We start from the raw sequence: 25,008 nt of genomic DNA on the forward strand, positions 1-25,008 counted from the left end.
AAAACCACCCTCCAGCGGTTTTTCGAGTTTTAAACTATCGATTACTTTCGTTTGATGTCAATATGTTTTTGATATTTGCGGTTTCTGGCAAGAAATATGAATTGTAATGCACTGATAGGATGTGGGGTGGGGCAATCTCTTTCGTTACAGTTCTGGCGGATAACAATTCACTTGAACGCTTTGGTGTTTCATGCGATTTGTTCAATAAAATGAAATAAATCGAAAGCATTCAAAAGCCGCTTAGTGCTTTGGTGCGGTTGCCACGTCTGGGAGGAGTGGATTGTGCCGGTTCGTTTGCAAACAGAAACGTGTATCTTCGTCAGAGGCTGGTCCTCTTTTGATCGCCTGCTGAGCGATGACGGTTTCGTTTTGTTTCGATCTTCTTTGACACTGTCTCGTCATCACATCTGATTTTACGTTTCGTCTGCAAAAGGCGGGCGCTCAAATATTCACATACATGGAGGAAACCTATGACAACACAACGTTTTGGTGCCGGTATCTGGCACTTCGCCACCTATCTCGATCGTTATGCCACCGATGGATACGGCACACCGCGCAGTGTTATCGAAGCGATTGACCTGGCGGGCCAGGTTGCTGATCTTTCGGTTGTCGATATCAACTACCCATTCTTTGGTGGTGATTTTTCCAATGAGCAGGTCAAGGCGGCGCTGGATCGCAACAAGCTGGGTGTCATCGGTATCACACCAGAGATCTATACCCGCGAATTCGTCAAGGGATCCTTCACCAACCCGGATGCCGGCGTTCGCAGACGCACCCATGAACTGGTGACGGAAGCCTGTGATCAGGTGCGTTACTTCGGTGCGGATTACGTTAAGCTCTGGCCGGGTCAGGATGGCTGGGATTACCCGTTCCAGGTTGATTACGGCACGTTGTGGAAGCACTCGCTTGACGGCGTTGGCCAGCTCGCCAGCGAAAATCCGGATTTAAAGTTCGTGATCGAATACAAACCGCGTGAACCCCGCGTTCGCATGAGCTTTGGTTCTGTGGCGCGTACACTGCTCGGTATCGAGAAAATCGGCCTGCCGAATGTTGGCATTCTGCTCGATTTTGGCCACGCCATCATGGGCGGTGAGTCTGCGGCAGATAGCGCGCAGCTTGCTATCGATTACGGTCGCCTGTTCGGTATGGACGTCAACGACAATTATCGCTCATGGGATGATGATCTGGTTGCCGGTAGCCTTCATCCAATTGAACTGTTTGAGTTTTTCTACGTGCTTCGCAAGAACAAGTGGGAAGGCGTCTGGCAGCTGGACCAGTTCCCGTTCCGTGAAGACAGCGTTGCAACGGCCAACCATGCCATTGATTTCCTCAAGGCTGCCGACAAGGGTCTGGATGCGCTCGACATTGACGCATTGAAGGAAGCGCAGAGCCGCCACGACGCCATTGGTGCATTGAAGATCGCCCAGAAGGCTTTGTTCGGCGCCATGTGATAGCGCTGCTTTAATCTCGCTTTCCGTAGATTAAAGCCCGGCCGTAAGGTCGGGCTTTTTACGTTTCATGTGGGGCAACAATTAGCCGCTTTCTCCCTCGATCAGGGTCATCGGCCAGACACGGCGATAGGTGGATGGGTAGATTTCCTTGTAGGCAGGCATCACCGACAGCAGGCTCTCGGCTAGACAGATGCCGAGATCGTGCAGCGAAAGGCTGAAGCCGGTCAACGCCGGTGACAGAAACTGGGTGTGTGGACTGTGGCGGCCGATAATGGCGATATCTTTTCCCGGTTTGATGCCGGCTTCTTCAAGGCCTTTGTAGAGGCCGGTCACCAGCGTTTCATTGACCAGAGTAATAGCGGTCGGGCGGGTCGGCCGGGCGGCGATTTCCTGCGCTACTGCATAACCGCCAGCCTCATTGGGGCGGGCGCGGAAGATGTATTCGTCGCGCAGCGTCAGATCATGTCTGTCCAGAACCTCGCGGCATCGCTCGATGAAGAGATAACCAAGATTGAGATCGCCATGCGGCCAGACGACGCCGATATCCGTGTGTCCCGCCTTGATGAGGCGTTCCATGGCGGTTTCAGCCATGCCTTCAAAATCCAGATCGATCCATGGCTGGCCAACGTCGGTCAGACTGCGGCCGAGCGAAATGAACGGAATGTTTTGCCGATCCAGCAGTTCGAAACGAGCGTCGTTGCGGCGGGTTGCCGACAGAATGATGGCATCGGCAAAACCGCGTGCCACGGTGCGTTGCAGGTAGGCATCGGGATCTTCGGATGAGGAGCAAAGCAGGGCGACAAGGTCGAGATTGTGGCGCGCCAAGACCGTCTGCACGCCATCAAAGACGCTCATAAAAAACGTGTCGCCTTGACCGGTAATTTCCGGCCCTGTCTGCATCATGAAGCCGATGACGCCGGTGGAACCCTTGCGGAGAGAGCGGCCAGACTGGTTGGCGACGTAACCCAGTTTTTCCGCAGCTTCTAGAACACGTTGGCGCGTCTTGGGATTTACATCTGTCTTGCCGTTCAACGCACGCGATACAGTGCCAATCGATATGTCGAGATGTTCGGCCAGTTGGCGAATGCCCTTCATGCTGTAATCCGTCTTCCATCATCGTTTCAGCAAACAGTATTGACAAAAAATCAGACATGTCCATAGTTACCGTAAACGTTTACGGTTTTTGCTGGAGGGCGAAAACCCAGACGTCTCAGGGAGGATAATCTTGACATACAACGTCGTATTGTGTGGCTGTGGAGCCATGGCCAAGGGATGGCTTCGTGCGGTTCAATCCACACCGGATTTGCGGGATGCGCTATCGGTGGTCGGCCTTGTTGACCTTGATCAGAATGTCGCCCGCGCACTTGCAGATGAGTTCAAATTAGGTGCTGTTGTCACAGGTACAGACCTGGGTGAGGTCTTGGAACAGACCAGAGCTGATATCGTGTTTGATGTCGTCATTCCCGCGGCCCGTCATCCGGTTGTCCGCACTGCCTTGGCACATGGTTGCCATGTGTTGAGCGAAAAGCCGATGTCCAGCTCGATGAGCGAGGCGGCCGATCTCATTGAAGCTGCGAAGGCCGCTGGCAAGATCCATTCCGTGGTGCAAAACCGTCGTTTTATATCAGGTGTGCGGCGTATGCGCCGCTTCGTTGAAAGCGGTGTGATCGGCGACATCACCGCCATTCATTGTGACTTTTTCATAGGTCCGCATTTTGGCGGTTTCCGTGAAAAAATGGACAATGTGCTGCTTCTGGATATGGCGATCCACACCTTCGATGCTGCCCGATATGTCTCAGGCAAACAGCCGCTTTCTGTCTATTGCCTGGAAACAAACCCCCGGGGTTCCTGGTATGCCCATGGTGCTTCCGCCAATGCCGTGTTTCAGCTGTCTGATGATGTGGTCTTTACCTATCGTGGATCCTGGTGCGCGGAAGGGGAACGGACAAGCTGGGAAAGCGCGTGGCGCATTGTTGGTACCAAGGGCATGCTGACCTGGGATGGCGAAGAGACGTTCAAGGCGTCTGTCGCGGGCACGCAAGATGGGTTGTTGCGTGGTTTCACGCCGGTAGAGGTTTTACCGCCGGCGCGTGAAGAGGAAACTCATGGTCATGCCAGCGTCATCGCCGACTTTCTGAAAGCCATCCGCACTGGCCAACCATCAGAGACGGATGGCCAGGACAATATCAAGAGCTTGGCCATGGTGTTCGGGGCAATCGAAAGTGCCCGGACTGGCCGATCCGTCGATCTTGCAGCATAGGACGAAGACATAATGAGCGAGCAGAGCAGAAATTCCATCCGCGTTGGTACAATGGTCAGCGCCACCAAGGGGCAGGCTGCCCAGCGCATTTCGCAGATCGCGGATATGGGGTTTGAAAGTTTCGAGCCGTTTTTCTGGCAGACAACCAATGGTCAGGATATTGCCGAGCTTGGAAAACGATGCGTCGATGCCATCGGCGACAGGGATATCACCATGTCGACGATCGGCATGTTCGGTAATCCGCTTGAGGAAACCGAACTGGATTTGCAGACCCTGCAGGGCTGGAAAGACTGCATCGACAATGCCCATCATTTTGGTGCGACTTGCGTCGCCGGTTTTACCGGCCGCATCAGAAACAAGCCATTGCCGGAAAGCCTGCCGCGTTACAGGGAAATCTGGAGCGAACTTGCCAAACGTGCCGCCGACAAGGGCATTAAAATCGCCTTTGAAAATTGCGCCATGGATGGCAACTGGGCAACCGGTGATTGGAATATCGCCCATAATCCAGACGCCTGGGAACTGATTTTCAATGAAACGCCTGACGATAATATCGGTCTGGAGTGGGAGCCTTGTCATCAGATGGTTTATCTGATCGATCCGCTGCCGCAGATCCGCAAATGGGCGCACAAGATTTTCCATGTTCATGGCAAGGATGCCACCATTCGCTGGGATGTCATTCGTGAGCACGGGATTTTTGGAAAACACCCGTTCGTTTTCATGCGTACACCCGGTTTCGGCGACAGCAACTGGACCGATATTATCTCTGAACTGCGTCTCGCCGGCTGGTCCGGTTCCATCGACATTGAAGGTTGGCATGACCCTGTCTACCGCGATGCACTTGAGATGACCGGTCAGGTCCATGCCCTCAACCATTTGAAACAGGCACGAGGAGGCGATTTCGTCGTCGATCCGACCTGACAGGAGTGGCCGATTGTCTGAGGAGGCGGGCAATCGGCAAGGTGACGTGAAGATAACCCGAAGGAGGAGAACTATGGGTATCCGAAAGCATTCGATTGCCATTGCATTGGCCATGACATGTACTTCGCTTGTCGGTTTTTCGGCGAAAGCTGAAGACGTGACGCTGACCCTTTGGTCGCTGGACCGCGATATTCAGCCCGCACCCAATCTGATCAAGGAATTCAACGCACAGAATAACGGTATCAAGATTGAATATCGCCAAATTCAGTTTGACGACGTGGTTAGTGAAGCGATGCGCGCCTATTCGACCGGAAAGGCGCCTGACATCATCGCCATCGACAACCCCAATCACGCGATGTTTGCATCACGCGGGGCGTTTCTTGATCTGACCGACAAGATTAAAGGATCGACAGAGATCAAGCCGGAGAACTATTTCCCTGGACCTCTGAAGTCAGTCACCTGGGATGATAAATATTACGGGGTGCCGAAGGCCACCAATACAATTGCGCTTTATTACAACAAGGACCTGTTCAAGGCGGCAGGGCTTGACCCGGAAAAAGCACCCCAGACATGGGATGCGCTGGTGGAAACGGCTCGCAAGCTGAATGACCCATCGAAGAATGTTTATGGCATTACGTTTTCGGCAAAGGCCAACGAAGAAGGAACCTTCCAGTTTCTGCCATGGGCGCAGATGGGGGGATCATCCTACAAGGCGATCAACGGCGAGGGTGCCGTGCGCGCCCTGACCATCTGGAAACAATTGCTGGATGAAAAACTGACGTCGCCCGATACGCTGACGCGCAGCCAGTGGGATTCAACTGCAACCTTTAATGCGGGCAATGCCGCCATGGCCATTTCTGGTCCTTGGGAAATTGATCGCATGTTGAGTGATGCAAAATTTGAATGGGGAACCGCGTTGTTGCCGGTGCCTCAGGAAGGCGCGCAGCGCTCGTCGGCCATGGGGGATTACAACTGGGCGATCTTCTCGAAAACCCAGCACCCGGACGAGGCTTTCAAGGCACTGGAGTTTTTCGCTTCAAAAGACGCCACCATGTACAAGGATTTCGGCCAGTTACCCGCCCGCGCCGATCTGCCGGTGCCACCCACTGGTAATCCGGTGAAGGACGCTGCACTGAAAACCTTTGTAGAGCAGTTGAAATATGCGCAGCCGCGCGGTCCGTCACCTGAATGGCCGAAGATTTCCAAGGCAATTCAGGATGCTATTCAGGCCGCGCTGACCGGGCAAATGGACCCTAAGGCTGCGCTTGATCAGGCTGCTGACAAAATCAAGGCGATCGAAGGCTGATTTTCTGCCTCCAGGCGATTGCCACAGATTTCGTTTCCTCCCCGACCAAAACTATCCGGCATTGCTATGCCGGATAGTCCAAAGCGATTAAAATGAGGTTCTGATGAAACGAATACTCTCCAGCATCAGCGATGGCCGCGGTTTCGACCTTATGCTCGTTGGCGTACCTTTTGCATTTCTGTTCGCGCTGGCTGGACTGCCTCTGATCTACAATATTCTGATGAGCTTTCAGGAGGTGGACATGTTCAGTCTCGGCAGCTTCATCAGGCCATTTGTCGGTTTCGACAACTATGTCGCCCTGTTCAAGCAGCCGGAAACATGGCCCATTCTCACCAATACGTTGATCTTTGTGGTGGGGTCTATTGCAGGACAATTCATTATCGGTTTTGGCCTCGCTTTGTTTTTCTGGACCGGGTTTCCGGGCTCCACATGGTTACGTGGCTTGTTTCTTGTGTCCTGGGTCATGCCAGGCCTTGTTGTCGGTGCAATCTGGAACTGGATCCTCTCTGGGGACTTTGGTGTGTTGAATTTTTTCCTGCGAGAAAGCGGTCTGATTGGCGGCAACATCTTCTGGCGCTCTGATCCTGATTTTTCTCTATGGGCCGTTGTCATCGCCAATATCTGGCTTGGCACTTCCTTCAATATGATCCTGCTGTCGGTCGGGTTGTCTGCCATTCCCGGTGATCTCTATGAGGCGGCCGAGATGGATGGCGCCAACGCCTGGCACCGTTTTTGGACAATCACATTGCCGATGATGCGTTCGACGATTGGGGCGATTATTTCGCTGGGTTTGATTTTCACACTGCAACAATTTGACCTGTTCGCGGCCATTACCGATGGTGGTCCCAATAACTCCTCCAACGTCGCCCAATATTGGGCATGGGACTTGTCGTTCCGTCAGTATGATTTCGGTCGCGGTGCGACGATCTCGGTTATCATGACAGTGTTCGTAATGTTTGCTGCCGCCGTTTACGTACGTTCGACACGACATGAGGTGCGCGGATGAGTGAGACCAACCGTAATCGTCTGATGCTGGTGATTGCTCTTATTATGGCAGCGATCTACCTGTTTCCGCTCTACTGGATGTATATTACCGCCATCAAGAGCGGCTCGGAAATGTTTGCCAATCCGCCAAGTTTCTGGCCGTCTTCGGCGCAATGGGGAACGTTTGTCTATGTGTGGGAAAGCCGCAACATGGGCCGTTACCTGTGGAATTCGACATTCATCGCCTTTGGTTCCGTTGCGTTGATCACCGTGCTGGGCACGGGCTGTGCTTACGTTCTGGCCCGATATCGGAATGTTTGGATCGATGCTGGTCTTTTCCTTATCCTGATGTTGCAGGTCTTGCCGGCCTCGCTGATGGTGACGCCGATCTTCGTTGGGTTCACTCAAGTTGGATTGCTCGACTATCCGCGCCTTGCCGTCATCCTGGCAATTGCGGCCAAAAGCATGCCGTTTTTTGTGGTGCTGGTTCGCGCCACATTCATGGCGGTTCCGATCGAGTTGGAGGAGGCAGCCCTTGTCGATGGCAATTCACGCATCGGTGCGTTTTTCCACATCGTCCTGCCACTCGCCCGCAACGGTATTCTGGTCAGCGCCATTCTTATCTTCATGCAGGCCTTTGGCGAATTCGTCTATTCCAAGTCGATAATCCAGGACGTCAGTCTGCAACCGGCCAGCGTTGGTCTCAACTCGTTCATGGGGCCAAACACCAGCGAATGGAACAATATCATGGCCTACGCGACAATGTATGTAACGCCGATCCTTGCGATCTTCGTACTCTTGCAGCGCCGCATCGTCTCCGGCCTGACTTCGGGAGCTCTCAAATGACCCAGCAAATCGAACTTTCCGGCGTGAACAAATATTACGGCGCCTATCACGCCTTGAAAAACATCGATCTGTCGATCCGAAAAGGTGCATTTGTTGCATTGGTCGGCCCATCCGGATGTGGCAAGTCGACGCTGCTTCGGTCTCTGGCCGGGCTTGAAGGCATATCAAGCGGTGATTTGGTGATCGCAGGCGAACGCATGAATGATGTGCCGCCCAGAAAGCGGGATCTTGCCATGGTATTTCAGTCCTATGCGCTCTACCCGCATATGACAGTCGAGCAGAACCTCACCTACAGTCTGAAGATCAAGGGCGTGAAGAAGGCGGAGGCAAAAAAAGCCGCGCAAGAGGTTGCAGCCATCACCGGCCTTTCTGATCTGCTTCATCGCTACCCAAGGGAGTTGTCGGGTGGTCAACGTCAACGTGTGGCGATGAGCCGGGCGATTATTCGCCACCCCAAGGCCTTCCTGTTTGACGAGCCTCTTTCCAATCTCGATGCGGCGTTGCGTGTCCATATGCGGAAGGAAATTCGCGCGCTGCACGACAGACTTGGCGCGACATCCGTCTATGTGACCCATGATCAGGTCGAGGCCATGACAATGGCCGATCATGTTGTGGTGATGCGCAGTGGTATTATCGAACAGCAGGGCAAGCCGCTCGATCTCTATGATCGACCTGCGAACCGCTTTGTCGCTGGTTTTATCGGTTCTCCAGCCATGAACTTCATTCCGGCCCGGTCGTCGACTGATGGTAAGTCGTTGCTACTTGATCTCGCTGGCCCGCGAAGCGTTGCGCTCCAGCACCCAATGGTACCGGACAGGGATGTGCTCGTTGGCCTTCGTCCTGAACATCTTGCACTCGCCGCACCTGATGCGCCAGGGTTCGACATTCCTGTCGCAGCCATCGAATCCACGGGTGCGATGACCTATGTGACGACCGCAACCTCCCCGGAAATCGTTGTGGTTTTGAATGGCCGCTCGCAGTTGAACTCCGACAGGATGATACGGTTGACCTTCGATCAGCAAAATATTCATGTCTTCGATGCGAGCACCGAACAGCGCATTGATCTGACGGTCTGACTACAATACCTGCGTGATCGAAGGGATGACAAAACGACAAAGGCGCCGGACAATCGGCGCCTTTCTGTTTGGAACTGCTGTTTTTCGAGCGGTCAATCTCGTTTAATAGAAGCGCAATGGCGATCCGCGTTCTCAATCAGGATTGTCGTGTTTATGGCATGGAGACCAGCGGCAGCATCAAAATTGATCACGGCTGGACACATGACAATCTGAACCTAAAATTTGCCGGCCAGCACGTGTTCAGTCTGCAAGATGCGAGCAACAAGGAAATCGAAGGTTACACCCTGTTTGATTTGACTGGCGCTTACCGCTTCGACGAACAAAACACCACGCTGCGTTTTGGTGTGCATAACCTGTTCGACAAGGAGTACAACACGGTCTGGGGTTCTCGTGCCAAGGGACGTTATGGTGCACTCGCGTATGAGACGATCTTTGACTACAAGGGCAGAGGTCGCACCTTTGCCGTGTCAGTCACCAAGGTGTTCTGAAACTATTGGACGCAAGGCTGTCGTCAAAACAGCCATGCGTCATTACTTTCTGGTCTTTTACGGGTAAGCGGTCGCACCGTCCGGTTTGCGGGTGATCTTGCGCTCCCAGTGAATATAATCTTCCTTCACCAGTGCTTTTTCATCGATTTCGATGCCCCAGCCCGGTCGGTCGGGTCGCAGTTCCATATGACCATCGACGGGCATGTAGGGATCGAGTGCCCATGGCGCATGAACATGCGGTTTGAATTCCAGGATCTTGAAATTGGGCTGCGCCGCGCAGAAGTGAATATTGACGGCAGTGGCCAATGGGCCCATCGGGTTATGCGGTGCGACGGTTACATAATGCGCCTCGGCAATGGCTGCGATGCGACGCATTTCGCTCACACCACCCACGACGCAAATGTCGGGCTGGATGATGTCGGCCCCTCGCGCGGACAGAAGCGACAGGAACTCGAAACGTGAGTAGAGCGATTCACCCGTTGCCAGCGGCACTGTGACCTTTGATTTCAGTTCAGTCCAGGCGGGGATGTGTTCCGGACGGATTGGCTCTTCGTAAAACAGCGGATCGTAGGGAGCGATGGCCGCGGCCAACTGCACGGCCTGATAGGGTTCGAAAATCTTGGCATGTGCATCAAAGGCAAACTCAAAGTCTGATGGTGTGATATCGCGGATTTTGCCGAACCAGTCGCCGGTCTCTCTCACCAGTTCACCCCAGCGACCGGCGTGCAGATCACGACGGAAAGGGCTGAGTTTGAATGCCGTGTAACCATAATCTTCGTGAAGTTTCATGGTCTGGTCACGAGCATGTTCCGCATCTGGTGCGGTGTAAACCCCGCAGTAGACCCGGACACGATCACGCACATTGCCGCCCAGCAGCATATAGACTGGAAGACCAGCAGCTTTGCCGGCAATATCCCACAGGGCATGATCAATCGCCGAAATCGCAGCGAGGCCAAGAGCACCCGGTGGGAAACGGCACTGCTGGTTAAGCTTTAGCACCAGATATTCAACCCGGCGAGGATCCTCACCTTCAATCTGATGAAACAGATAGTCTAAAAGTGGGGGCAAGGCCCAGTCCGGCCCGTGGTTGTAGCACTCACCCCAGCCAGAAATGCCCTCACTCGTTTCAATCTTCAAAAGCAGACGTGGCCGGTCATCGACGCGCTGCATGTATGTTTTTATGCCAGTAATATGCACGTCGTCTCTCCTCAGGCTGCGCGCTGCTCGTTGCTGACCCGATCGATGACAGTGCGCAGCAAGGCGCGTTCACTTTCATTGAGCGATACGACGCCGGGAAGGCGTACCGGGCCAACATCATTGCCGAGCATGCCAAGCGCCTCTTTGACGACGGTGACATTGGCGCCGTTGTTGTATTTGGTGCGCAGGGATTCAAAACCGGCAATTCCATCGATCAATTGGCGTGCCGTGGCGTAATCGCCGGATTCCAGAGCTGTATGAATGGCATGCGAACGCTGCGGAAACACATTGACGAGGCCTGACGTGAAGCCGCGGGCGCCGAGCGCATAAAATGCCGGAGCCCAGCCCTCGGCAAGGCCGCAAACCCAGATGGCTGGGGCATCTTGCGTGGAACGAATGATGTCGGCCAATAACATGAGATTGGACGAGGCAAATTTGATGCCGGCAATGTTGGAATGCATGGCCATTTCGCGGAAGTCTGCCACCGAAAAACTGTCACTGCGCACATAGGCAATGACCGGAATGGTGGAATAGTCCGCGAGTTCAAGGAAGTAACGTGCCTGATAGGAAGGGCCTGCAAACGGGTCCATTGGATGGTGGCCCATGATGGCGTCGGCGCCTTCGGCAATTGCGTCTTTTGCCAGTGCTTTTGCATCCGCAAGGGAACGACCGACAGCTGCACTGACCAGCGCATTGCCATTGGCCGCGCGGATTGTCGTGCGGTGTACCAGACGAATTTCATCCATCGTCAGCGTGAAAAACTCGCCGGTATTACCGGCTGCCATCAGATTATGCACACGCGCTGCAGCAAGCCCCTTTATCAGTGCGTCGAGTTTCTCGACGTGAATGCTGCCATCCGCATGGTAGGGTGTAACAGGTACACCGGATATGCCGGTCAGCGCCTTTCTTACGATTTCAAGCTTCTCACTCACCCTTGGTGTCCTCCCTGTTTCCGAAAACGATTGCCAGATACGTCTCGCCTGAACGCACGACATGGTCGCGCATCTGCTTCTCCGCTCGTTCCGCATCTCCGGCGATGATTGCCTCTGCAATGGCACTGTGTTCACGAAGTGCCTTTTCGCGCTCGGCTATATCCGAGTGGATGACACGGCGAATGCTGGCATCATAAAATTGCTGACGCTCAATCAGCTTTGCCAGATACTGGCAGCGCGATGCCTGATGGATCTGGTCATGAAATGTCTCGTTGAGTGTGATCAGATCATCAACATTGCCGCTTGATGTGGCGACTTCCATCAAGCCAACAGTCGCCTTCAACTCCGTCGCCGCTTCTTTTGACATGCGCCGGGCGGCGAGGTGGCCAATCATCGATTCGAGGGCCGCACGTGCCAGGATCATTTCTTCCGCCCAGCCCATGTTGAAACGGATGATGACGCCGCGTCGCGGCAAGGCCTGCACCAGCCCCTCTGCTTCGAGCTGCCGCAATGCCTCCTTGATGGGGGTGGTGCTGACGCCGAATTGCTCTGCAAGCTGGCGTTCATTGACCTTTTGATCGGGTGCAAAACGACCAGCAATGATCGCCCCACGCAAAATGCGATGGACGTGATCGCGCACTGTAATCTGCAGCTGTGGGTCCAGCTTCTCGATGCGTCCCTGTGTCGATGAAAGATCCGGCAGAACGGCCATGGATGCAAAATCCTGTTGACGTGTTATTGAACTTGTGAGATCTGATATACCAGATTTCAGATCGATGTCGATATGAAAATTCTGAATTTCAGAGGTTGAGGAGCCTCGTTGTGGAGGAGAAGAGCATGTTGAGACGCCATTTTCTGACGCTTGCCGGCGCCGTTGCCCTTTCGGCAGCGTTGCCTTTTGCCGCGCTGGCAGCAACCCCTAAAGATCAGCTCGTTATTGCGACCAATATGTCGTCGATGCGTGGTCTTGATCCGCACGAGTTGAACCAGTTGGAGGCGGCGGAAGTTGTTGCCAATCTTTACGAGCGACTGATTGTTCTGCCGGCCGACAAGATCAATGAGCCGCAGCCGGGGCTTGCCGAAAGCTGGGTTGTCTCTGAAGATGGCAAGACATTTACCTTCAAAATCCGCTCTGGCGTGAAGTTCCACTCGGGCAACCCGCTCACCGCAAAGGATGTCGAATGGTCACTTCGCCGTCTGGTCAAGCTTGGGCTGGCGCCGTCCACCGATCTGCGCCAATGGGGCTTTTCGGCTGACAATGTCGATAGTCTGATCCGCGCAACCGATGGCCAGACCGTTGAAATCAAAACGAATGAGGTCTGGAACTCGGATCTTTTGCTGCTTTCTTTGGCCAGCTTCTCCACCTCCATTCTCGACAGCACTTTCCTTGCCGACAAAGAAAAAGATGGCGATATGGGGCGTGCCTACCTGCAAACCGCGGACGCGGGTTCCGGTCCCTATTCATTGCGTTCGTGGCGCTCTAACGAAACCCTGATTGCTGAGGCATTTCCGGATTACTGGCAGGGTGCTCCTGCCATGCGCCGCGTGCTTTTACGCCATCTGCCGGAATCCTCTGCCCAGCGTCTGCAGATCGATGCAGGGGACATGGATGTCGCAACGCGTCTTTCCTCAACCGATCTGGCAGCACTGGAAGCGGGCGGTAAGGTTGATATTCAAAAAACACCCGGTTTCGGTTTCTATTATGTGGCGCTGAACCAAAAGGATGAAATCCTCTCCAAGCCCAAAGTGCGCGAAGCATTTCGTTATCTCATCGATTATGACGGCCTGTCGTCGACGGTCATGAAATATTACGGCATCAAGCAGCAGAGCGTTATTCCTGCTGGTCTGCCGGGCGCAATGACGGAAAATCCCTACAAACTGGACATTGAAAAGGCCAAACAGTTGCTGGCCGAGGCCGGTTATCCAGACGGCTTTTCCAAAACCTATTATGCGACGCCGGTAACGCCGGAATATGAGGTGGCGCAGTCGCTTCAGGCCAATGCTGCAAAGGCTGGTATCAAGCTGGACTTGCAGGGTGGTGACCACATTGGCAAGTTCCGCGAGAGGGCTTTCGAAGTGTTTTCTGCCCGTTCAGGTGAACGTTTGCCGGATCCGCATGCGGTTCTCGCTTCCTACGCCACAAATGCCAACAATGCAGATGAAGCAAAGTTGACCGGTCTGCTTGCCTGGCGTTCGGCATGGGATGTGCCGAAGGACATTCAGGACATGGTTCTTGCCGCCGCGCATGAAACCGACAAGGCAAAACGCGCCGAGCTCTATGGCAAGATCAACAAAGCCTATCTTGAAGCGTCTCCGGCATTGGTCACGTCGTTCCAGCGAACAGATGCCAAGGCGGTTCGCAAGGAAGTCAAAGGTTATGTCGGGCACTCCACGTGGTTGACCCGTTGGGACACTGTGACGAAGGGTGAATAACTCTTTTTCAGGGAGCCTGTCTGACTGGTTGGACAGGCTCTCTGAATTCTTTCAGATGAAGACAGTCCAACAGTCGCCTGTGGTGTTTTGTGTGGACTAGGCTCCAGCAAGGATTTCCGAATTGAACTCCTCCCAGGCAACCGCCACAAGCGTACCGGGCAGCAGCGGCAAGCTGCTGTCCGCAGTCCGAAAAATCGCCACGTCTTTCGCGGTGATCCTGACAACCCTGTTGGGGCTTCTTGTCATAACCTTTGTTATCGGCCGTCTTGTTCCTGCCGACCCGGTGATTGCAGCTATTGGCGATCAGGCCGATCAGGCAACATATGAACGCGTCTACAAGGAAATGGGACTGGACCGCCCGCTTTACGAGCAGTTTGGCACCTATCTGGTGAATGTCGCTCGGCTGGATTTCGGTCAGTCTCACATCACGAAAAACACCGTTTCGAGCGATCTGGCGCGGGTCTTTCCTGCGACGATCGAGCTTGCGACGCTGGCAACGATTATCGGGGCAGGGCTTGGCGTGCCGCTGGGGGTCGTGTCAGCTGTCCGCAAGGGAACCTGGGTTGATCATCTCGGGCGCGTTGTCGGGCTGATGGGGTATTCGACGCCGATTTTCTGGTTGGGTACCATTGTCATCCTGGTGTTTTACGCAAAATTCGGTCTTATCCCCGGTGGTGGGCGCATCGATATCTATAATGAAGGGCTGGTTGAAGGCCCCACGGGGTCCTTGTTGCTGGATTCCGTCTTGGCCGGTGAATGGGAGGTGTTCTTTAGCGCCCTGCATCACGTCATCGCGCCAGCCCTTATTCTCGGCTATGCCGCCATGGCCTATCTTAGCCGCATGAGCCGCAGCTTCATGCTGGAACAGTTGCGGCAGGAATATATCCTGACCGCCCGTGCCAAGGGGTTGGGGCAACGCTCCGTCGTCTGGCGCCATGCTTTTCGTAACATCCGTGTTCAACTGCTGACCGTCGTGGCCTTGGCCTATTGTGGACTGCTGGATGGCACCGTGCTGATCGAGACGGTGTTCGCCTGGCCGGGGCTTGGTCAATATCTGACGTCGGCGCTGTTTTTTGCTGACATGAACGCGGTGCTCGGCAGTGTTCTATTGATCGGTCTTATCTCCATCGCGATCAATCTTCTGTCGGATATTGTCTATCGTTTCATCGATCCACGGACACGGTGATTGCCATGATGAAAAATGGATCTTTGAACTCTCTGCATGACTGGTTGATCAGCGAAGATTTTAAGTCTTCTCGTCAGGCACGATTGCACAAAGCCTATGTGGCGTGGCTTGGACTACTCGCCAATCCGCTGGCATTTACCGGCTTTTTGGTGGTGTTGGCGCTGATTGTCGTTGCGACCCTAGCGCCCGCCATCACCAGCTATAGCCCCTATGATCAGGATTTGTCGCGTGCGTTACAACCGCTGTCCTGGCAGCACTGGTTTGGCACCGATGAATTCGGTCGCGACGTCTATACTCGCCTTGTTTATGGCGCGCGCACCACACTTTATATCAGCATCCTGGTGACAATCATCGTCGCACCCATTGGTTTCATGATTGGTGCGACATCAGGTTATCTCGGCGGATGGGTGGATGTGGTGTTGATGCGGATCACCGACATTTTCCTTTCCTTTCCAAGCCTTGTTCTGGCGCTTGCCTTCTCGGCAAGCCTTGGGCCGGGCATCGAAAACGCGGTGATTGCCATTGCGCTGACCGTTTGGCCGCCGATTGCTCGTCTTGCGCGTGCCGAGACGCTGACATTCCGAAATGCGGATTTTGTGGTGGCAGCCGAGCTGCAGGGAGCTGGAATGATGCGCATTCTTCTGCGTCACATTGTGCCGCTGTGCGCACCGTCCGTTGTCGTGCGTCTAACGTTGAACATGTCGAGCATTATCCTGACGGCAGCCGGCCTCGGATTCCTCGGGCTGGGTGCCCAGCCGCCGATGCCGGAATGGGGAGCAATGGCAGCGTCTGGCCGGCAATATCTGCTTGATGCTTGGTGGCTGACCACCATTCCAGGCATTGCCATTCTCATAGTCAGCCTCGCTTTCAACCTGCTTGGCGATGGCCTGCGCGATATTCTGGATCCACGAAATGGCTGATGTAAAAGATACGATCCTCAGCGTTAAAAACATGTCGGTGGAATTTCCCACGCTTTCGGGTGTTGTTACGGCTGTGCGTAACGTCTCCTTTGATGTCGGCCGCGAGAAAGTCGGTATCATCGGCGAATCCGGTTCCGGAAAAAGCACCACTGGCCGCGCCATCATGCGCCTGCAGCCACCGCACGCGCTGATTAAAGCGGACCGAATGCAATTCGAAGACGTTGATTTGCTCAAGGCGAGCGAACAGCAGATGCTTTCGGTGCGCGGGCGTCGCATTGCGATGATCCTGCAGGACCCGAAATATTCGCTCAATCCTGTGATGACCGTGGGTGAACAGATTTCCGAAACGGTTATCCTGCACGAGCATGTTTCAAAAAAAGAAGCACGGGCACGGACGCTTGCCATGCTGGAACGGGTCAATATCCGCGATCCGCAACGGGTGTTTGATCTCTATCCCCACGAAGTTTCCGGTGGCATGGGTCAGCGCATCATGATCTCCATGATGTTGATTGCGTCACCGTCACTGATCATCGCCGATGAACCAACCTCGGCACTTGATGTTACGGTCCGTCAGCAGGTTCTTTCGATCCTGGATGAATTGGTGGTCGAGCGAAACATTGGCCTGCTGTTCATTTCGCATGACCTCAATCTGGTGCGCAGTTTCTGTGATCGGGTCATCATCATGTATGCGGGGCAAATCGTGGAAACGATTGCGGCCGCAGATCTAGACAATGCACGCCATCCGTACACGCAGGGCCTGCTCAATGCATTGCCAAGCTTGGAACATCCGCGAGACAGGCTTGAGGTCTTGCGCCGCGATCCGGCATGGCTGGAGAACCGCTCATGAGCATGATTAAAGTCGAACATTTGCAGGTTTCTTACGGCAGCGGAGATACCCTGTTACAGGTGGTCAATGATGTCTCTTTCGACATTGCAGTTGGCGAGACATTCGGGCTGGTTGGCGAAAGCGGTTGCGGGAAATCGACCGTTCTCGGTGCGCTCGCCGGGCGTAACAGACAATGGACGGGTTCCATCACCATCAATGGTGAGGTGATTGGCCAGAAGCGTTCAAAATCGCAACTTGCTACCCAGCAAATGGTGTTTCAGGATCCATTTGGCTCTATCCATCCGCGCCACACTATCGGCCGAACCTTGATGGAGCCCTTGGAGATTCACGGCAGGGATCGTCGTGAGCAACGGATTGAAAAGGTCCTTGCGGATGTAGGATTACCGCAAAACTTCCGCTATCGTTTTCCCCATCAACTGTCCGGTGGCCAACGTCAACGCGTGGCGATTGCACGCGCCCTTATCCTGGAACCGCGTATCCTTTTGCTCGACGAGCCGACATCGGCACTGGATGTGTCCATTCAAGCTGAGATCCTTAACCTGTTGAAAGATTTGCGCGAACGCGAGAAACTGACCTATATTCTTGTCAGTCACGATCTGGCAGTGGTCGCGCACCTCTGTAACAGGGTCGCCGTTATGCAGAACGGTTGTTTTGTCGAGGTTGCCGAAAAACGCCAGCTCATCGAAGGGGATGTGAACCATCCCTACACGCGTGTGTTGATGGATGGCAGTCGTGGATATGTGCCGCCCCAGAGGGCACGTGTTTCGGCGTAACACGGCCGCGGTCTTTCCAATACGATCACAGCAGCCTGGATCATCGAAAATTTAGCGATTTTTGACTGTAACGTTCAGAGTATAAGTGGCTGCAGATCTATGCTCTGGGTTCTCCAAAGAGCGCCAAAGTCTTTCGGGATGCCCCTACGCCTGTTTTGAATATTGTCACAAAAATTCGAATAGGAGAGCATTACGTCTCCTCAGCTGTTTTTGTGATCAGCCGATGGTGTTACTCGCGCGCACCATCGGCAAGTTGCGTCAGCCCTGGCATGTTGCAGACCAGAAGTTTCTGGCGGCCGCCCTGTACAAGCCCCTTGGATTCCCAGTTGCTGAGAATGCGTGACACAGTATGCAGAGTCGTGCCGGTCATCTCGGCAATATCCTGCCTGGATATTGGAAAATCGATACGGATGCCTTCGCTTTCCTTGCGGCCGGCCTGTTGCGACAGGCGCAGAACGGCATGCGCGACGCGGCGTTCCACTTCCTGCGTGGACATTTCGCGAATGCGTGTATGGGCTTCTTCCAGTCGTTGACCGATAGTCTGCATGGCAGAAACCGCCAGATACGGATTTTGTTCAACGAATTGCGGCCACAGGTCGGTCTGCCAGGACAGGATGACACTTTCACTGGCTGTGGTGGCAGTGCCGGGATAATCCGTACGCTGCAAAGCCTTGGCAAAACCGAAGAGATCGCCCGGATGCACAACCCGCACGATGATCTGCTGACCATCCTGCGTAACCTGAGTGACCTTCAGGCGACCATGAATAAGCAGGAAAAAATGTGACGCTGCCTGGCCTTGCTCGAATATCGCTTCACCCGTTGGCACAAGCCTGGAATTGGCGTGGGCTAGAAGCTTGTCTAGCTCATCGTCCGACAGTTTTCCGAACAAAGGCAAAGCCCGGATGACGCTGCGGTCAATCTTCACCAGATGTCCTCTCCAGACACCCTGTCGCCGCTTTTTTTTGCGGCAGTCAACGCTTCTGATCTAGCGGGGACGGCAGGAGTAGTCTTGTTAAAAATTTCCTATTGTTTCGTCGCCGTCTTTAGCACGTGTTGCGTGTTGTGGAAAGGTTGTCGCCCCTTTAGACCGACCAACCACGGTTGCGTAATCTCACCGCAAGTGGTGCATACCAGCGCGTATCCTTGACCAGCCTGAAGCCGAGATTGTCCGGAGGTACACCAACTGCACAGCCACCGCCCTTTGGATTGCGCACAAAACCACTAAGCGCTGCACGGTGCTTGCCCGACGCAACAGGAATGCCACACGAGGTAACGGCGCTTGTTACATTGCCGCTGGCATCCAGATTGACACGGCGACTGCAGGTCGCCGTCCATTCCCAGATGTTGCCGCCAAAATCTGACAGACCGTGTTCGTTCTCACCGAATGTGCCATATGATTGCGGAACTGGATTGCTCGAGGCTTTGCGGCTGGTCTGGCGTTCGTAGTCTGCCAGCCAGCGTGCGGCAGGGTTGGCCGAATCCGTATCGACATCCAGCTTTTCATCAGGAAAGATCGAGCCAGCGGCGAAAGCCAATTGCGCATCGCTTGGCAAAGTCCAGACGTCGCCGGTGCGAGCACTCAACCATGCCGCATAGGCTTTTGCGTCGTCGTTGCTAATGCCGGTTGCCGGTGTTTTCGCGTCAAGCGCAACGGGAAAGCCGGGCTCGGGCGAAGGACAGGCACCATCAGCAACACAACGATTATAGTCGCTGCCCGACACCTGATATTTCATGATTGTCAGTGCATGGTTCATCGTCACGGTGCGCATTGGCGCATCAACGGCATAACCGTTTTTGAAATATTCGCCGTCTTCACGATAGCTGAATGTGCCGGTTGGAATGACAATGGTTTGTGGTGCGTCAACACTTGCCACGGGTGTGCTGTCTGCATCGATGATGCCCGATTGGAAAGCTGCTGTTGCGGTCAGCACCGCAATAATTGATAGCGGAATCGCAATCGAGAGAGTTGGCGAGACAGGTTTTAGACGAAGCGCGGTCATAGCAATCTCCTTGCGCCATCAGTCGTGAATATGTGCAGCTGGTATTCAGGACACCCACGGGGTGGGCCAAGGGGCCGGATTTTCTCCGGTCCCTTGGCTGTTTGTCATGTCAGATGCTCGATGGCGCGAGAACCGCAGTCATCAGGTCGTCGTTCCAGTCACCAGTGACCTTGAAGTGAGCGGCCGCGCCCAGTTCGAAGGCTTCGATCAGGTTGTGGTTCACATAGGCATAAATGCCTGGCTGCTCGAAGGTGTAGAATGCTGCACCTGCCGTGCCGCCTGGAATGAACCAGGTTTCCTGATCGACATCAGGAATGTTGCGGAACTTGCCGGTTGCCCAGACATAGTCGCCGTGACCACCAATCAGGTGTGGACGGGTGTCACGGTTGGCCTGCGAGTGGACGATCAGGACCTTTTCGCCGACGGCAGCCTTCAGAGCATTTTCACCGGTCAAGGCACCGACTGCGCCGTTGAAGACGATATGGCTTGGGGTCAGCGTGCGCATGACTTCCAGTGTGTCGACCATGGCATCGCCGGCACTGTCGTACTTCTTGAAGGCGCCCTTTTCGTCACGTGGCACGTAGAAATCCTGCTCACCGACGTAATAGACGCGGTCATAGACCAATTCCTTGCCGTGACCATCCGTCAGGCCTTCGCGTGGGAGAACCATGATGGCGCCGTTCATGCCCGAGGTCACGTGCCAAGGCACCATACCGGGAGGTGCGCAGTGGTAGACAAAGACGCCAGCTTTCGTGGCTTTGAAGCGCAGGATTGCCTTCTCACCGGGGTTGACGATTGTCAGGCCTCCGCCACCAAGGGCGCCTGTTGCCGAGTGGAAGTCGATGTTGTGCTGAAGCTCGTTGGTGTCAGGGTTGATGAGCGTCAATTCGACATAGTCGTTCTGGTGAACGACCATCAGCGGGCCGGGAACCGAGCCATTGAATGTCATGGCGTGAACTTCAGTACCCTTGTCATCCAGCACCATCTTCTTTTCTTCGATGGTCAGTGTGAACTCGACAATTTTTGGTCCGCCGACAGCTTTCTGGGTGTGTTCATGCACGAAAGGTGGTTTCGCCAATTCCACTTTAACGCGAGGTAATGCCGCAATCTCGGCGGGTGTCAAAGCCTTTTCAGCGGTCTTTGTTTCACCTGCTGCATGCGCGGTTGCTGCGCCGATGACAGGTGCCATCGCACCAGCAAAAGCCGCACTAGCCAGTATGTTCCGGCGTGTGATGTTGAAGTTGTCAGTCATCGGGTTTCTCCTTCTCCGATAGGACAAGCCTTGCTTGGCCCTGTCGTGATCGTTATTAGCGCAACTCGCGAATTACAATTTGAGATGGAACAAAGAGCCCGTTTTGACGGCTGCGACATTTTGGCTGGGGGTGTCGCGGTCTTTGCCTGTTCGCAAAGACGGGGTGGCCAGGGGTGGTTAGACAGATGTCAAGAATTCACCACGAAGGCTAATCCCAGGAGCAATATCATGAGTGGTACAGAAACAATCCGGCAAGACGGACATGCCCGTCCAAAGGGCGGAGTTCCAAGAGGTTTGTCACGCACCGGACCAGTCATTTTTTCCTATGGCTTCCGCCCGTTCTTTCTGGCGGCGGCGATTTGGGCAATCGTGACCATGGTCTTGTGGATCTCCGCATTGAGCGGTTTCATCCAGATCGGCGGCGAATATGGTGCGCAGAACTGGCACGCCCATGAAATGCTGTTTGGTTTTGCCTCGGCTGTACTTGCCGGATTTTTGCTGACAGCCGTACCGAACTGGACAGGCCGTTTGCCGGTGTCCGGGGTGCCACTGGTGCTGCTGTTCGGCTTGTGGTGTTTGGGACGGTTGATCTTCCTTGTGCCGGATCTGTTTGGCATGACATCAGCTGCGGTGATCGATGGTCTGTTTCTTCCAGCCCTGCTGGCGATATGCGCAAGAGAGGTTATTGCCGGGCGCAAATGGAAAGATTTGAAGGTGCTGGCGGGGCTGCTGGCGCTTTCAGCCGCCAATATCGTCTTTCATTACGCAGCGATCAGCGGTGATCATAGCCATGTTGCCACACGGCTTGCGGTTTCGGCTTACACGGTGCTGGTGATGATTGTCGGTGGGCGTATCGTGCCAAGCTTTACCCGCAACTGGATCAACAAGTCTGGCCGCACAGACTTTCCTGTTCCTTATAATAACTTCGATACGGCGGCGATTTTAACGGGGGTCGCCGCGCTTGGCGGCTGGACTTTCGCGCCGGAGAGCCCGTTAACGGCCATTGTTGCTGTTATCGCCGGTTTCATGCATGCGGTCAGACTGGTGCGTTGGCGCGGTTGGGCGACGTGGCCAGAACAATTGCTGGTGGTTCTGCATATGGCTTACGCTTTCATTCCACTCGGCTTCATGGCCATCGCGTTGGGTGTCTATGAGGTGATGGATGCTCGTTCGGTGCTGCATATCTTCACCGTTGGTGTCGTTTCCTGCATGATGCTGGCGGTGATGACCCGCGCCAGCCTTGGTCACACCGGTCGCAAGCTGCATGCAACAAAGATGACGGTTGCCGCCTATCTGGCGCTGATTGGCAGTGCAGTGCTGAGACCAGCCGCAGAAGCCTTCCCGGATGCCATGATGCATCTTTATGCCTGCTCGGGCGCCCTGTGGATCGTCGGTTTTCTGTTGTTCTGCATCGAATTTGGGCCGATCCTGACCCGTGAGCGCAAACCTCTGAAGGCTTGACGGTTCACAGCCATTTCATCTTTTCGACTGAACGAAAGAAAATGCCCCGCTTGTTGTCACAGGCGGGGCATTTTGATGGAGGTCTGCTTTGTTTCCGAGATTGCGCTGTCAGTTCGGTGGCAAACCAACCCTGATGAACATTCGGAATGCTGTACGGCCTTCGTCGAAATTTCCTGCCCATTGATGGCCATTCGACATCAGGTCCGCATAGAGAAAAACCGGTTCCTGCTGCATGACGGCAAAAATGACCGAACCCGGAGGGTGGCTCTTGGTGGCTTCCGTCAGCCGCTTGATTTGCAGCGGTGGAGCCAACTCGACGAGATCAAGATATTCGCTGGGATCCGGCCATGCTTCCGGTTCCGCGGCATCATGGACCAGCGTTGGTGAAACGGAAAGTTCTTCGCTTTTTTTATGCGGAATGAACTGGACCTCCCACTCACCATTGCCAAGCTCTTTTTCCAGATGATCGAACCCGCGCCGCGCCATGACATTGAACAATGGCACCGGGCGAAAGGTTGTCATGATCGTCAAACCTTCACCCGGAGCCAGCGATGCCACAGTCTCCATGATGGCGGGGAATGGTTCGATGCCACTGCGCAAGAGTGGACGCAGATCCAGTTCTTTCATCATGCCATTCATGGTTCACCTTTTATCTTTGAAACAGCTTTTGCCGATTTTAAGAGACGTCTAGCATGAAAGCGGATTGACCTTAATGATCTGATCCGCAGCAGCAATCGCAGCCGGAATGCTCTTCTTCGCTGCCTTCGCTCTCACCTTCCATACGGTTGATGTCAAGGCGCCAGACTTCCGGACCCTGCTCGAGATATTCCCAGCCAAACTCGCCAGGGAAATTGGTGGCCAGTTGGTACAGCAGCGGGCGCGGGTCATGATCACTGGTGATCTGCAGCGACTGGCCGGCGGTTAATGCGCCAAGAGCACCAAAAATCTGCGGATGGCGTTCACGTGGCGGAATGACCCTGACATCAATGTTGGTAACGGGTTGAGCTTCGGACATAATCTGTTTCCATTGCCGCAAAACAAGGACTGCTCGTGCGTGCGGCAGCCGCTTGAGCAGCCCGGAAGCTACCTATTGTCACAGCGGGCAACGTTGACGCGGCTCAAATAAATCTGAAAATTGTCATGTATGCGCTTTTACGCAAAGAAGGGCGCATTCTTCACGGGCAGGATACGGGCACATTTGTAACCGTAAAGGAGTGCCCCATGCATCAGCCGCTTATCGAGAAATACGGCGAAGCGCGACTGCCGCGTTACACCAGTTATCCAACTGCACCGGCCTTTTCGGCCTCGATAGGGGCCGGAACCTATTCGGACTGGATTACTGAAATTCCACCGCAGGATAAAGTCTCGCTTTATCTGCATATTCCGTTCTGCCGGTCGATGTGCTGGTATTGCGGCTGTCACACCACGATCACCAGCCGCGACCAACCAATCCTTGATTACCTCGACGTCCTTCATGCGGAGATTGATCTGGTGCGGGCGCGGACATCTGGTCGTCTGAAGGTTGGCCATGTGCATTTTGGCGGTGGTACACCCACCATCATGCAGCCGGAGGAGTTCCTGCGGTTGATTGCATTGCTGGGCAGAAATTTCGTTTTTGACAAGACAACCGAGATGGCTGTCGAGATCGATCCCAGAACCTTGACGCCCAACATGGCGGTTGCGCTGGGTGAGGGCGGTGTCAGGCGTGCAAGCCTTGGAGTGCAAAGCTTTGACCCTATCGTGCAAAAGGCCATCAACCGCATCCAGAGCGAAGAACAGACGCAGGCGGCCGTCACGAGGCTGAGAGCTGCCCGGGTTGCACGTATTAATTTTGACCTGATCTATGGCTTGCCCCATCAAACCGTGGCGTCCTGTATTGCCACGGCCAAGGCCGCGATCAAAATGCGGCCGGACCGGTTTTCGGTGTTTGGCTATGCGCATATCCCGAGCTTCAAACAGCATCAGAAACTGATTGATGAAAAAGTTCTGCCAGATGCCATGGCGCGGGCCGAGCAGGCCGATGCCATTGCTGCCACTCTTGAACGGGCGGGTTACATCCGTATCGGTCTCGATCACTACGCATTGCCCGGTGACGACATGGTGATTGCACAAAAGGCGGGGCGTCTGCATCGCAATTTCCAGGGTTACACGACGGATGCCTGCCAGACATTGATCGGTCTGGGCGCGTCCGCTATCGGACGCATGCCTGGCGGGTATGTGCAGAATGAAGTGCCACCCGGTATTTATGCGCGGCAGATTTCCAGCGGCCAGTTGGCAACCGTCAAGGGATATCGGTTGACCACTGAAGACCGGATGCGCGCCGATCTGATTGAACGGCTGATGTGCGATTTTCGCGCCGATGTCGCCGGCATTGCTGCAGGTCATGGCTTTGATGCTGCGATGTTGCTGGAGGGCAATCGCCAGCTCTCCATGCTGGAAGATGATGGTGTCGTCGACATCAGAGACGGCATCGTCAGTGTCAAACCGGATCAGCGCTTCATCATTCGTGCCGTCGCGGCCTGTTTTGATGCCTATCTGCATTCGTCGGGTCGCACGCATAGCAAAGCGGCCTGACCCTTATCTACCGAAGGCATACAGCGCGACACGAAAAAGCCCCGCTATTTGAACTGACCCCATAAAGTTGGACGGTTCATAGGTTTGGCTGATTTAAGGGCTGG

24 protein-coding genes are annotated in these 25,008 nt (G+C 54.5%); 15 read left to right on the plus strand and 9 right to left on the minus strand.

Annotation, left to right across the window (positions count from 1 at the left end; all coding sequences use genetic code 11):
- Nucleotides 1-470 precede the first annotated feature (470 nt).
- The gene (locus RT613_RS03540) at nt 471-1,451 is read left to right on the plus strand and encodes a TIM barrel protein (RefSeq protein WP_313613030.1); all 981 of its coding nucleotides are present in this window, start codon (nt 471-473) and stop codon (nt 1,449-1,451) included.
- A gap of 81 nt (nt 1,452-1,532) precedes the next feature.
- Here RT613_RS03540 and RT613_RS03545 read toward each other — a convergent pair whose 3' ends face one another.
- Nucleotides 1,533-2,546 carry a LacI family DNA-binding transcriptional regulator gene (locus RT613_RS03545; RefSeq protein ID WP_313613032.1) on the minus strand — a complete coding sequence of 338 codons (1,014 nt, stop codon included), beginning with the start codon at nt 2,544-2,546 and terminating at the stop codon, nt 1,533-1,535.
- A gap of 130 nt (nt 2,547-2,676) precedes the next feature.
- Here RT613_RS03545 and RT613_RS03550 point away from each other — a divergent pair, with 130 nt between their 5' ends.
- From RT613_RS03550 to RT613_RS03580, 7 genes are all read left to right on the plus strand, one after another.
- Complete coding sequence (locus RT613_RS03550; RefSeq protein WP_313613034.1) at nt 2,677-3,711, plus strand: Gfo/Idh/MocA family oxidoreductase; 1,035 nt, start codon at nt 2,677-2,679, stop codon at nt 3,709-3,711.
- Between the two features lie 12 nt (nt 3,712-3,723).
- Nucleotides 3,724-4,629 (plus strand): sugar phosphate isomerase/epimerase, encoded by a 906-nt coding sequence (locus RT613_RS03555; RefSeq protein ID WP_313613036.1) that lies wholly within the window; start codon nt 3,724-3,726, stop codon nt 4,627-4,629.
- Nucleotides 4,630-4,702: 73 nt separating this feature from the next.
- On the plus strand, nt 4,703-5,935 hold the full coding sequence (locus RT613_RS03560; RefSeq protein WP_313613037.1) for a sugar ABC transporter substrate-binding protein: 1,233 nt from the start codon (nt 4,703-4,705) through the stop codon (nt 5,933-5,935).
- Between the two features lie 103 nt (nt 5,936-6,038).
- Complete coding sequence (locus tag RT613_RS03565; RefSeq protein WP_313613039.1) at nt 6,039-6,941, plus strand: sugar ABC transporter permease; 903 nt, start codon at nt 6,039-6,041, stop codon at nt 6,939-6,941.
- Complete coding sequence (locus RT613_RS03570; protein WP_313613040.1) at nt 6,938-7,765, plus strand: carbohydrate ABC transporter permease; 828 nt, start codon at nt 6,938-6,940, stop codon at nt 7,763-7,765. Before RT613_RS03565 ends, RT613_RS03570 begins: the two co-directional genes overlap by 4 nt.
- Nucleotides 7,762-8,841, plus strand: coding sequence for a sn-glycerol-3-phosphate ABC transporter ATP-binding protein UgpC (locus RT613_RS03575; RefSeq protein WP_313613042.1), 1,080 nt, complete (start codon nt 7,762-7,764; stop codon nt 8,839-8,841). Before RT613_RS03570 ends, RT613_RS03575 begins: the two co-directional genes overlap by 4 nt.
- Before the next feature lie 116 nt (nt 8,842-8,957).
- On the plus strand, nt 8,958-9,329 hold the full coding sequence (locus RT613_RS03580; RefSeq protein ID WP_313613044.1) for a TonB-dependent receptor: 372 nt from the start codon (nt 8,958-8,960) through the stop codon (nt 9,327-9,329).
- 57 nt (nt 9,330-9,386) lie between these two features.
- Here the strand turns inward: RT613_RS03580 and RT613_RS03585 are convergent, their stop codons facing one another.
- From RT613_RS03585 to RT613_RS03595, 3 genes are read right to left on the minus strand one after another with little or no spacing between them, the layout of a single operon-like run.
- On the minus strand, nt 9,387-10,526 hold the full coding sequence (locus RT613_RS03585; protein ID WP_313613045.1) for a mandelate racemase/muconate lactonizing enzyme family protein: 1,140 nt from the start codon (nt 10,524-10,526) through the stop codon (nt 9,387-9,389).
- Between the two features lie 11 nt (nt 10,527-10,537).
- Nucleotides 10,538-11,458, minus strand: coding sequence for a dihydrodipicolinate synthase family protein (locus tag RT613_RS03590; RefSeq protein WP_313613046.1), 921 nt, complete (start codon nt 11,456-11,458; stop codon nt 10,538-10,540).
- The gene (locus RT613_RS03595; protein ID WP_313613047.1) at nt 11,451-12,170 is read right to left on the minus strand and encodes a GntR family transcriptional regulator; all 720 of its coding nucleotides are present in this window, start codon (nt 12,168-12,170) and stop codon (nt 11,451-11,453) included. Before RT613_RS03595 ends, RT613_RS03590 begins: the two co-directional genes overlap by 8 nt.
- Before the next feature lie 125 nt (nt 12,171-12,295).
- On the opposite strand from RT613_RS03595, the gene RT613_RS03600 reads away from it, so the two are divergent.
- From RT613_RS03600 to RT613_RS03620, 5 genes are all read left to right on the plus strand, one after another.
- Nucleotides 12,296-13,891 carry an ABC transporter substrate-binding protein gene (locus RT613_RS03600; protein WP_313613048.1) on the plus strand — a complete coding sequence of 532 codons (1,596 nt, stop codon included), beginning with the start codon at nt 12,296-12,298 and terminating at the stop codon, nt 13,889-13,891.
- A gap of 121 nt (nt 13,892-14,012) precedes the next feature.
- The gene (locus tag RT613_RS03605) at nt 14,013-15,077 is read left to right on the plus strand and encodes an ABC transporter permease (protein WP_313613049.1); all 1,065 of its coding nucleotides are present in this window, start codon (nt 14,013-14,015) and stop codon (nt 15,075-15,077) included.
- 8 nt (nt 15,078-15,085) lie between these two features.
- Nucleotides 15,086-15,997, plus strand: coding sequence for an ABC transporter permease (locus RT613_RS03610; protein WP_313613072.1), 912 nt, complete (start codon nt 15,086-15,088; stop codon nt 15,995-15,997).
- Complete coding sequence (locus RT613_RS03615) at nt 15,990-16,844, plus strand: ABC transporter ATP-binding protein (RefSeq protein ID WP_313613050.1); 855 nt, start codon at nt 15,990-15,992, stop codon at nt 16,842-16,844. Before RT613_RS03610 ends, RT613_RS03615 begins: the two co-directional genes overlap by 8 nt.
- Before the next feature lie 2 nt (nt 16,845-16,846).
- Nucleotides 16,847-17,617 (plus strand): ABC transporter ATP-binding protein, encoded by a 771-nt coding sequence (locus tag RT613_RS03620; RefSeq protein ID WP_313613074.1) that lies wholly within the window; start codon nt 16,847-16,849, stop codon nt 17,615-17,617.
- A 229-nt stretch (nt 17,618-17,846) separates the two neighbouring features.
- Here RT613_RS03620 and RT613_RS03625 read toward each other — a convergent pair whose 3' ends face one another.
- The 3 genes from RT613_RS03625 to nirK form a co-directional block, all read right to left on the minus strand.
- The gene (locus RT613_RS03625) at nt 17,847-18,542 is read right to left on the minus strand and encodes a Crp/Fnr family transcriptional regulator (protein ID WP_313613051.1); all 696 of its coding nucleotides are present in this window, start codon (nt 18,540-18,542) and stop codon (nt 17,847-17,849) included.
- Between the two features lie 157 nt (nt 18,543-18,699).
- Entirely contained in the window at nt 18,700-19,617 is a 918-nt protein-coding gene (locus RT613_RS03630) for a formylglycine-generating enzyme family protein (protein ID WP_313613052.1), read from the minus strand.
- Nucleotides 19,618-19,726: 109 nt separating this feature from the next.
- Nucleotides 19,727-20,869 (minus strand): copper-containing nitrite reductase, encoded by a 1,143-nt coding sequence (nirK, locus tag RT613_RS03635; RefSeq protein ID WP_313613053.1) that lies wholly within the window; start codon nt 20,867-20,869, stop codon nt 19,727-19,729.
- 228 nt (nt 20,870-21,097) lie between these two features.
- Between nirK and RT613_RS03640 the strand changes: the two genes are divergently transcribed.
- Nucleotides 21,098-22,330 (plus strand): NnrS family protein, encoded by a 1,233-nt coding sequence (locus tag RT613_RS03640; RefSeq protein WP_313613054.1) that lies wholly within the window; start codon nt 21,098-21,100, stop codon nt 22,328-22,330.
- A 108-nt stretch (nt 22,331-22,438) separates the two neighbouring features.
- Here RT613_RS03640 and RT613_RS03645 read toward each other — a convergent pair whose 3' ends face one another.
- Both RT613_RS03645 and RT613_RS03650 read right to left on the minus strand, forming a co-directional pair.
- Nucleotides 22,439-22,969 (minus strand): DUF2249 domain-containing protein, encoded by a 531-nt coding sequence (locus tag RT613_RS03645; protein WP_313613056.1) that lies wholly within the window; start codon nt 22,967-22,969, stop codon nt 22,439-22,441.
- 70 nt (nt 22,970-23,039) lie between these two features.
- Nucleotides 23,040-23,345 (minus strand): DUF2249 domain-containing protein, encoded by a 306-nt coding sequence (locus RT613_RS03650; RefSeq protein ID WP_313613057.1) that lies wholly within the window; start codon nt 23,343-23,345, stop codon nt 23,040-23,042.
- A gap of 206 nt (nt 23,346-23,551) precedes the next feature.
- Between RT613_RS03650 and hemN the strand changes: the two genes are divergently transcribed.
- Nucleotides 23,552-24,904: an oxygen-independent coproporphyrinogen III oxidase gene (gene hemN / locus RT613_RS03655; RefSeq protein ID WP_313613059.1), complete on the plus strand. Its 1,353-nt coding sequence runs from the start codon at nt 23,552-23,554 to the stop codon at nt 24,902-24,904.
- Nucleotides 24,905-25,008: the final 104 nt, after the last annotated feature.

Origin of the sequence: Agrobacterium sp. (assembly GCF_032092815.1) — a bacterium.
In the GTDB taxonomy this organism is placed as follows: domain Bacteria; phylum Pseudomonadota; class Alphaproteobacteria; order Rhizobiales; family Rhizobiaceae; genus Agrobacterium.

Coding starts and splice junctions, on each gene's coding strand:
- RT613_RS03620 (WP_313613074.1), top strand. CDS start 16,847: ATGATTAAAGTCGAACATTTGCAGGTTTCTTACGGCAGCGGAGATACC.
- RT613_RS03595 (WP_313613047.1), bottom strand. CDS start 12,170: ATGGCCGTTCTGCCGGATCTTTCATCGACACAGGGACGCATCGAGAAG.
- RT613_RS03570 (WP_313613040.1), top strand. CDS start 6,938: ATGAGTGAGACCAACCGTAATCGTCTGATGCTGGTGATTGCTCTTATT.
- RT613_RS03565 (WP_313613039.1), top strand. CDS start 6,039: ATGAAACGAATACTCTCCAGCATCAGCGATGGCCGCGGTTTCGACCTT.
- RT613_RS03575 (WP_313613042.1), top strand. CDS start 7,762: ATGACCCAGCAAATCGAACTTTCCGGCGTGAACAAATATTACGGCGCC.
- hemN (WP_313613059.1), top strand. CDS start 23,552: ATGCATCAGCCGCTTATCGAGAAATACGGCGAAGCGCGACTGCCGCGT.
- RT613_RS03580 (WP_313613044.1), top strand. CDS start 8,958: ATGGCGATCCGCGTTCTCAATCAGGATTGTCGTGTTTATGGCATGGAG.
- RT613_RS03545 (WP_313613032.1), bottom strand. CDS start 2,546: ATGAAGGGCATTCGCCAACTGGCCGAACATCTCGACATATCGATTGGC.
- RT613_RS03600 (WP_313613048.1), top strand. CDS start 12,296: ATGTTGAGACGCCATTTTCTGACGCTTGCCGGCGCCGTTGCCCTTTCG.
- RT613_RS03560 (WP_313613037.1), top strand. CDS start 4,703: ATGGGTATCCGAAAGCATTCGATTGCCATTGCATTGGCCATGACATGT.
- RT613_RS03610 (WP_313613072.1), top strand. CDS start 15,086: ATGAAAAATGGATCTTTGAACTCTCTGCATGACTGGTTGATCAGCGAA.
- nirK (WP_313613053.1), bottom strand. CDS start 20,869: ATGACTGACAACTTCAACATCACACGCCGGAACATACTGGCTAGTGCG.
- RT613_RS03555 (WP_313613036.1), top strand. CDS start 3,724: ATGAGCGAGCAGAGCAGAAATTCCATCCGCGTTGGTACAATGGTCAGC.
- RT613_RS03640 (WP_313613054.1), top strand. CDS start 21,098: ATGAGTGGTACAGAAACAATCCGGCAAGACGGACATGCCCGTCCAAAG.
- RT613_RS03650 (WP_313613057.1), bottom strand. CDS start 23,345: ATGTCCGAAGCTCAACCCGTTACCAACATTGATGTCAGGGTCATTCCG.
- RT613_RS03645 (WP_313613056.1), bottom strand. CDS start 22,969: ATGAATGGCATGATGAAAGAACTGGATCTGCGTCCACTCTTGCGCAGT.
- RT613_RS03615 (WP_313613050.1), top strand. CDS start 15,990: ATGGCTGATGTAAAAGATACGATCCTCAGCGTTAAAAACATGTCGGTG.
- RT613_RS03630 (WP_313613052.1), bottom strand. CDS start 19,617: ATGACCGCGCTTCGTCTAAAACCTGTCTCGCCAACTCTCTCGATTGCG.
- RT613_RS03540 (WP_313613030.1), top strand. CDS start 471: ATGACAACACAACGTTTTGGTGCCGGTATCTGGCACTTCGCCACCTAT.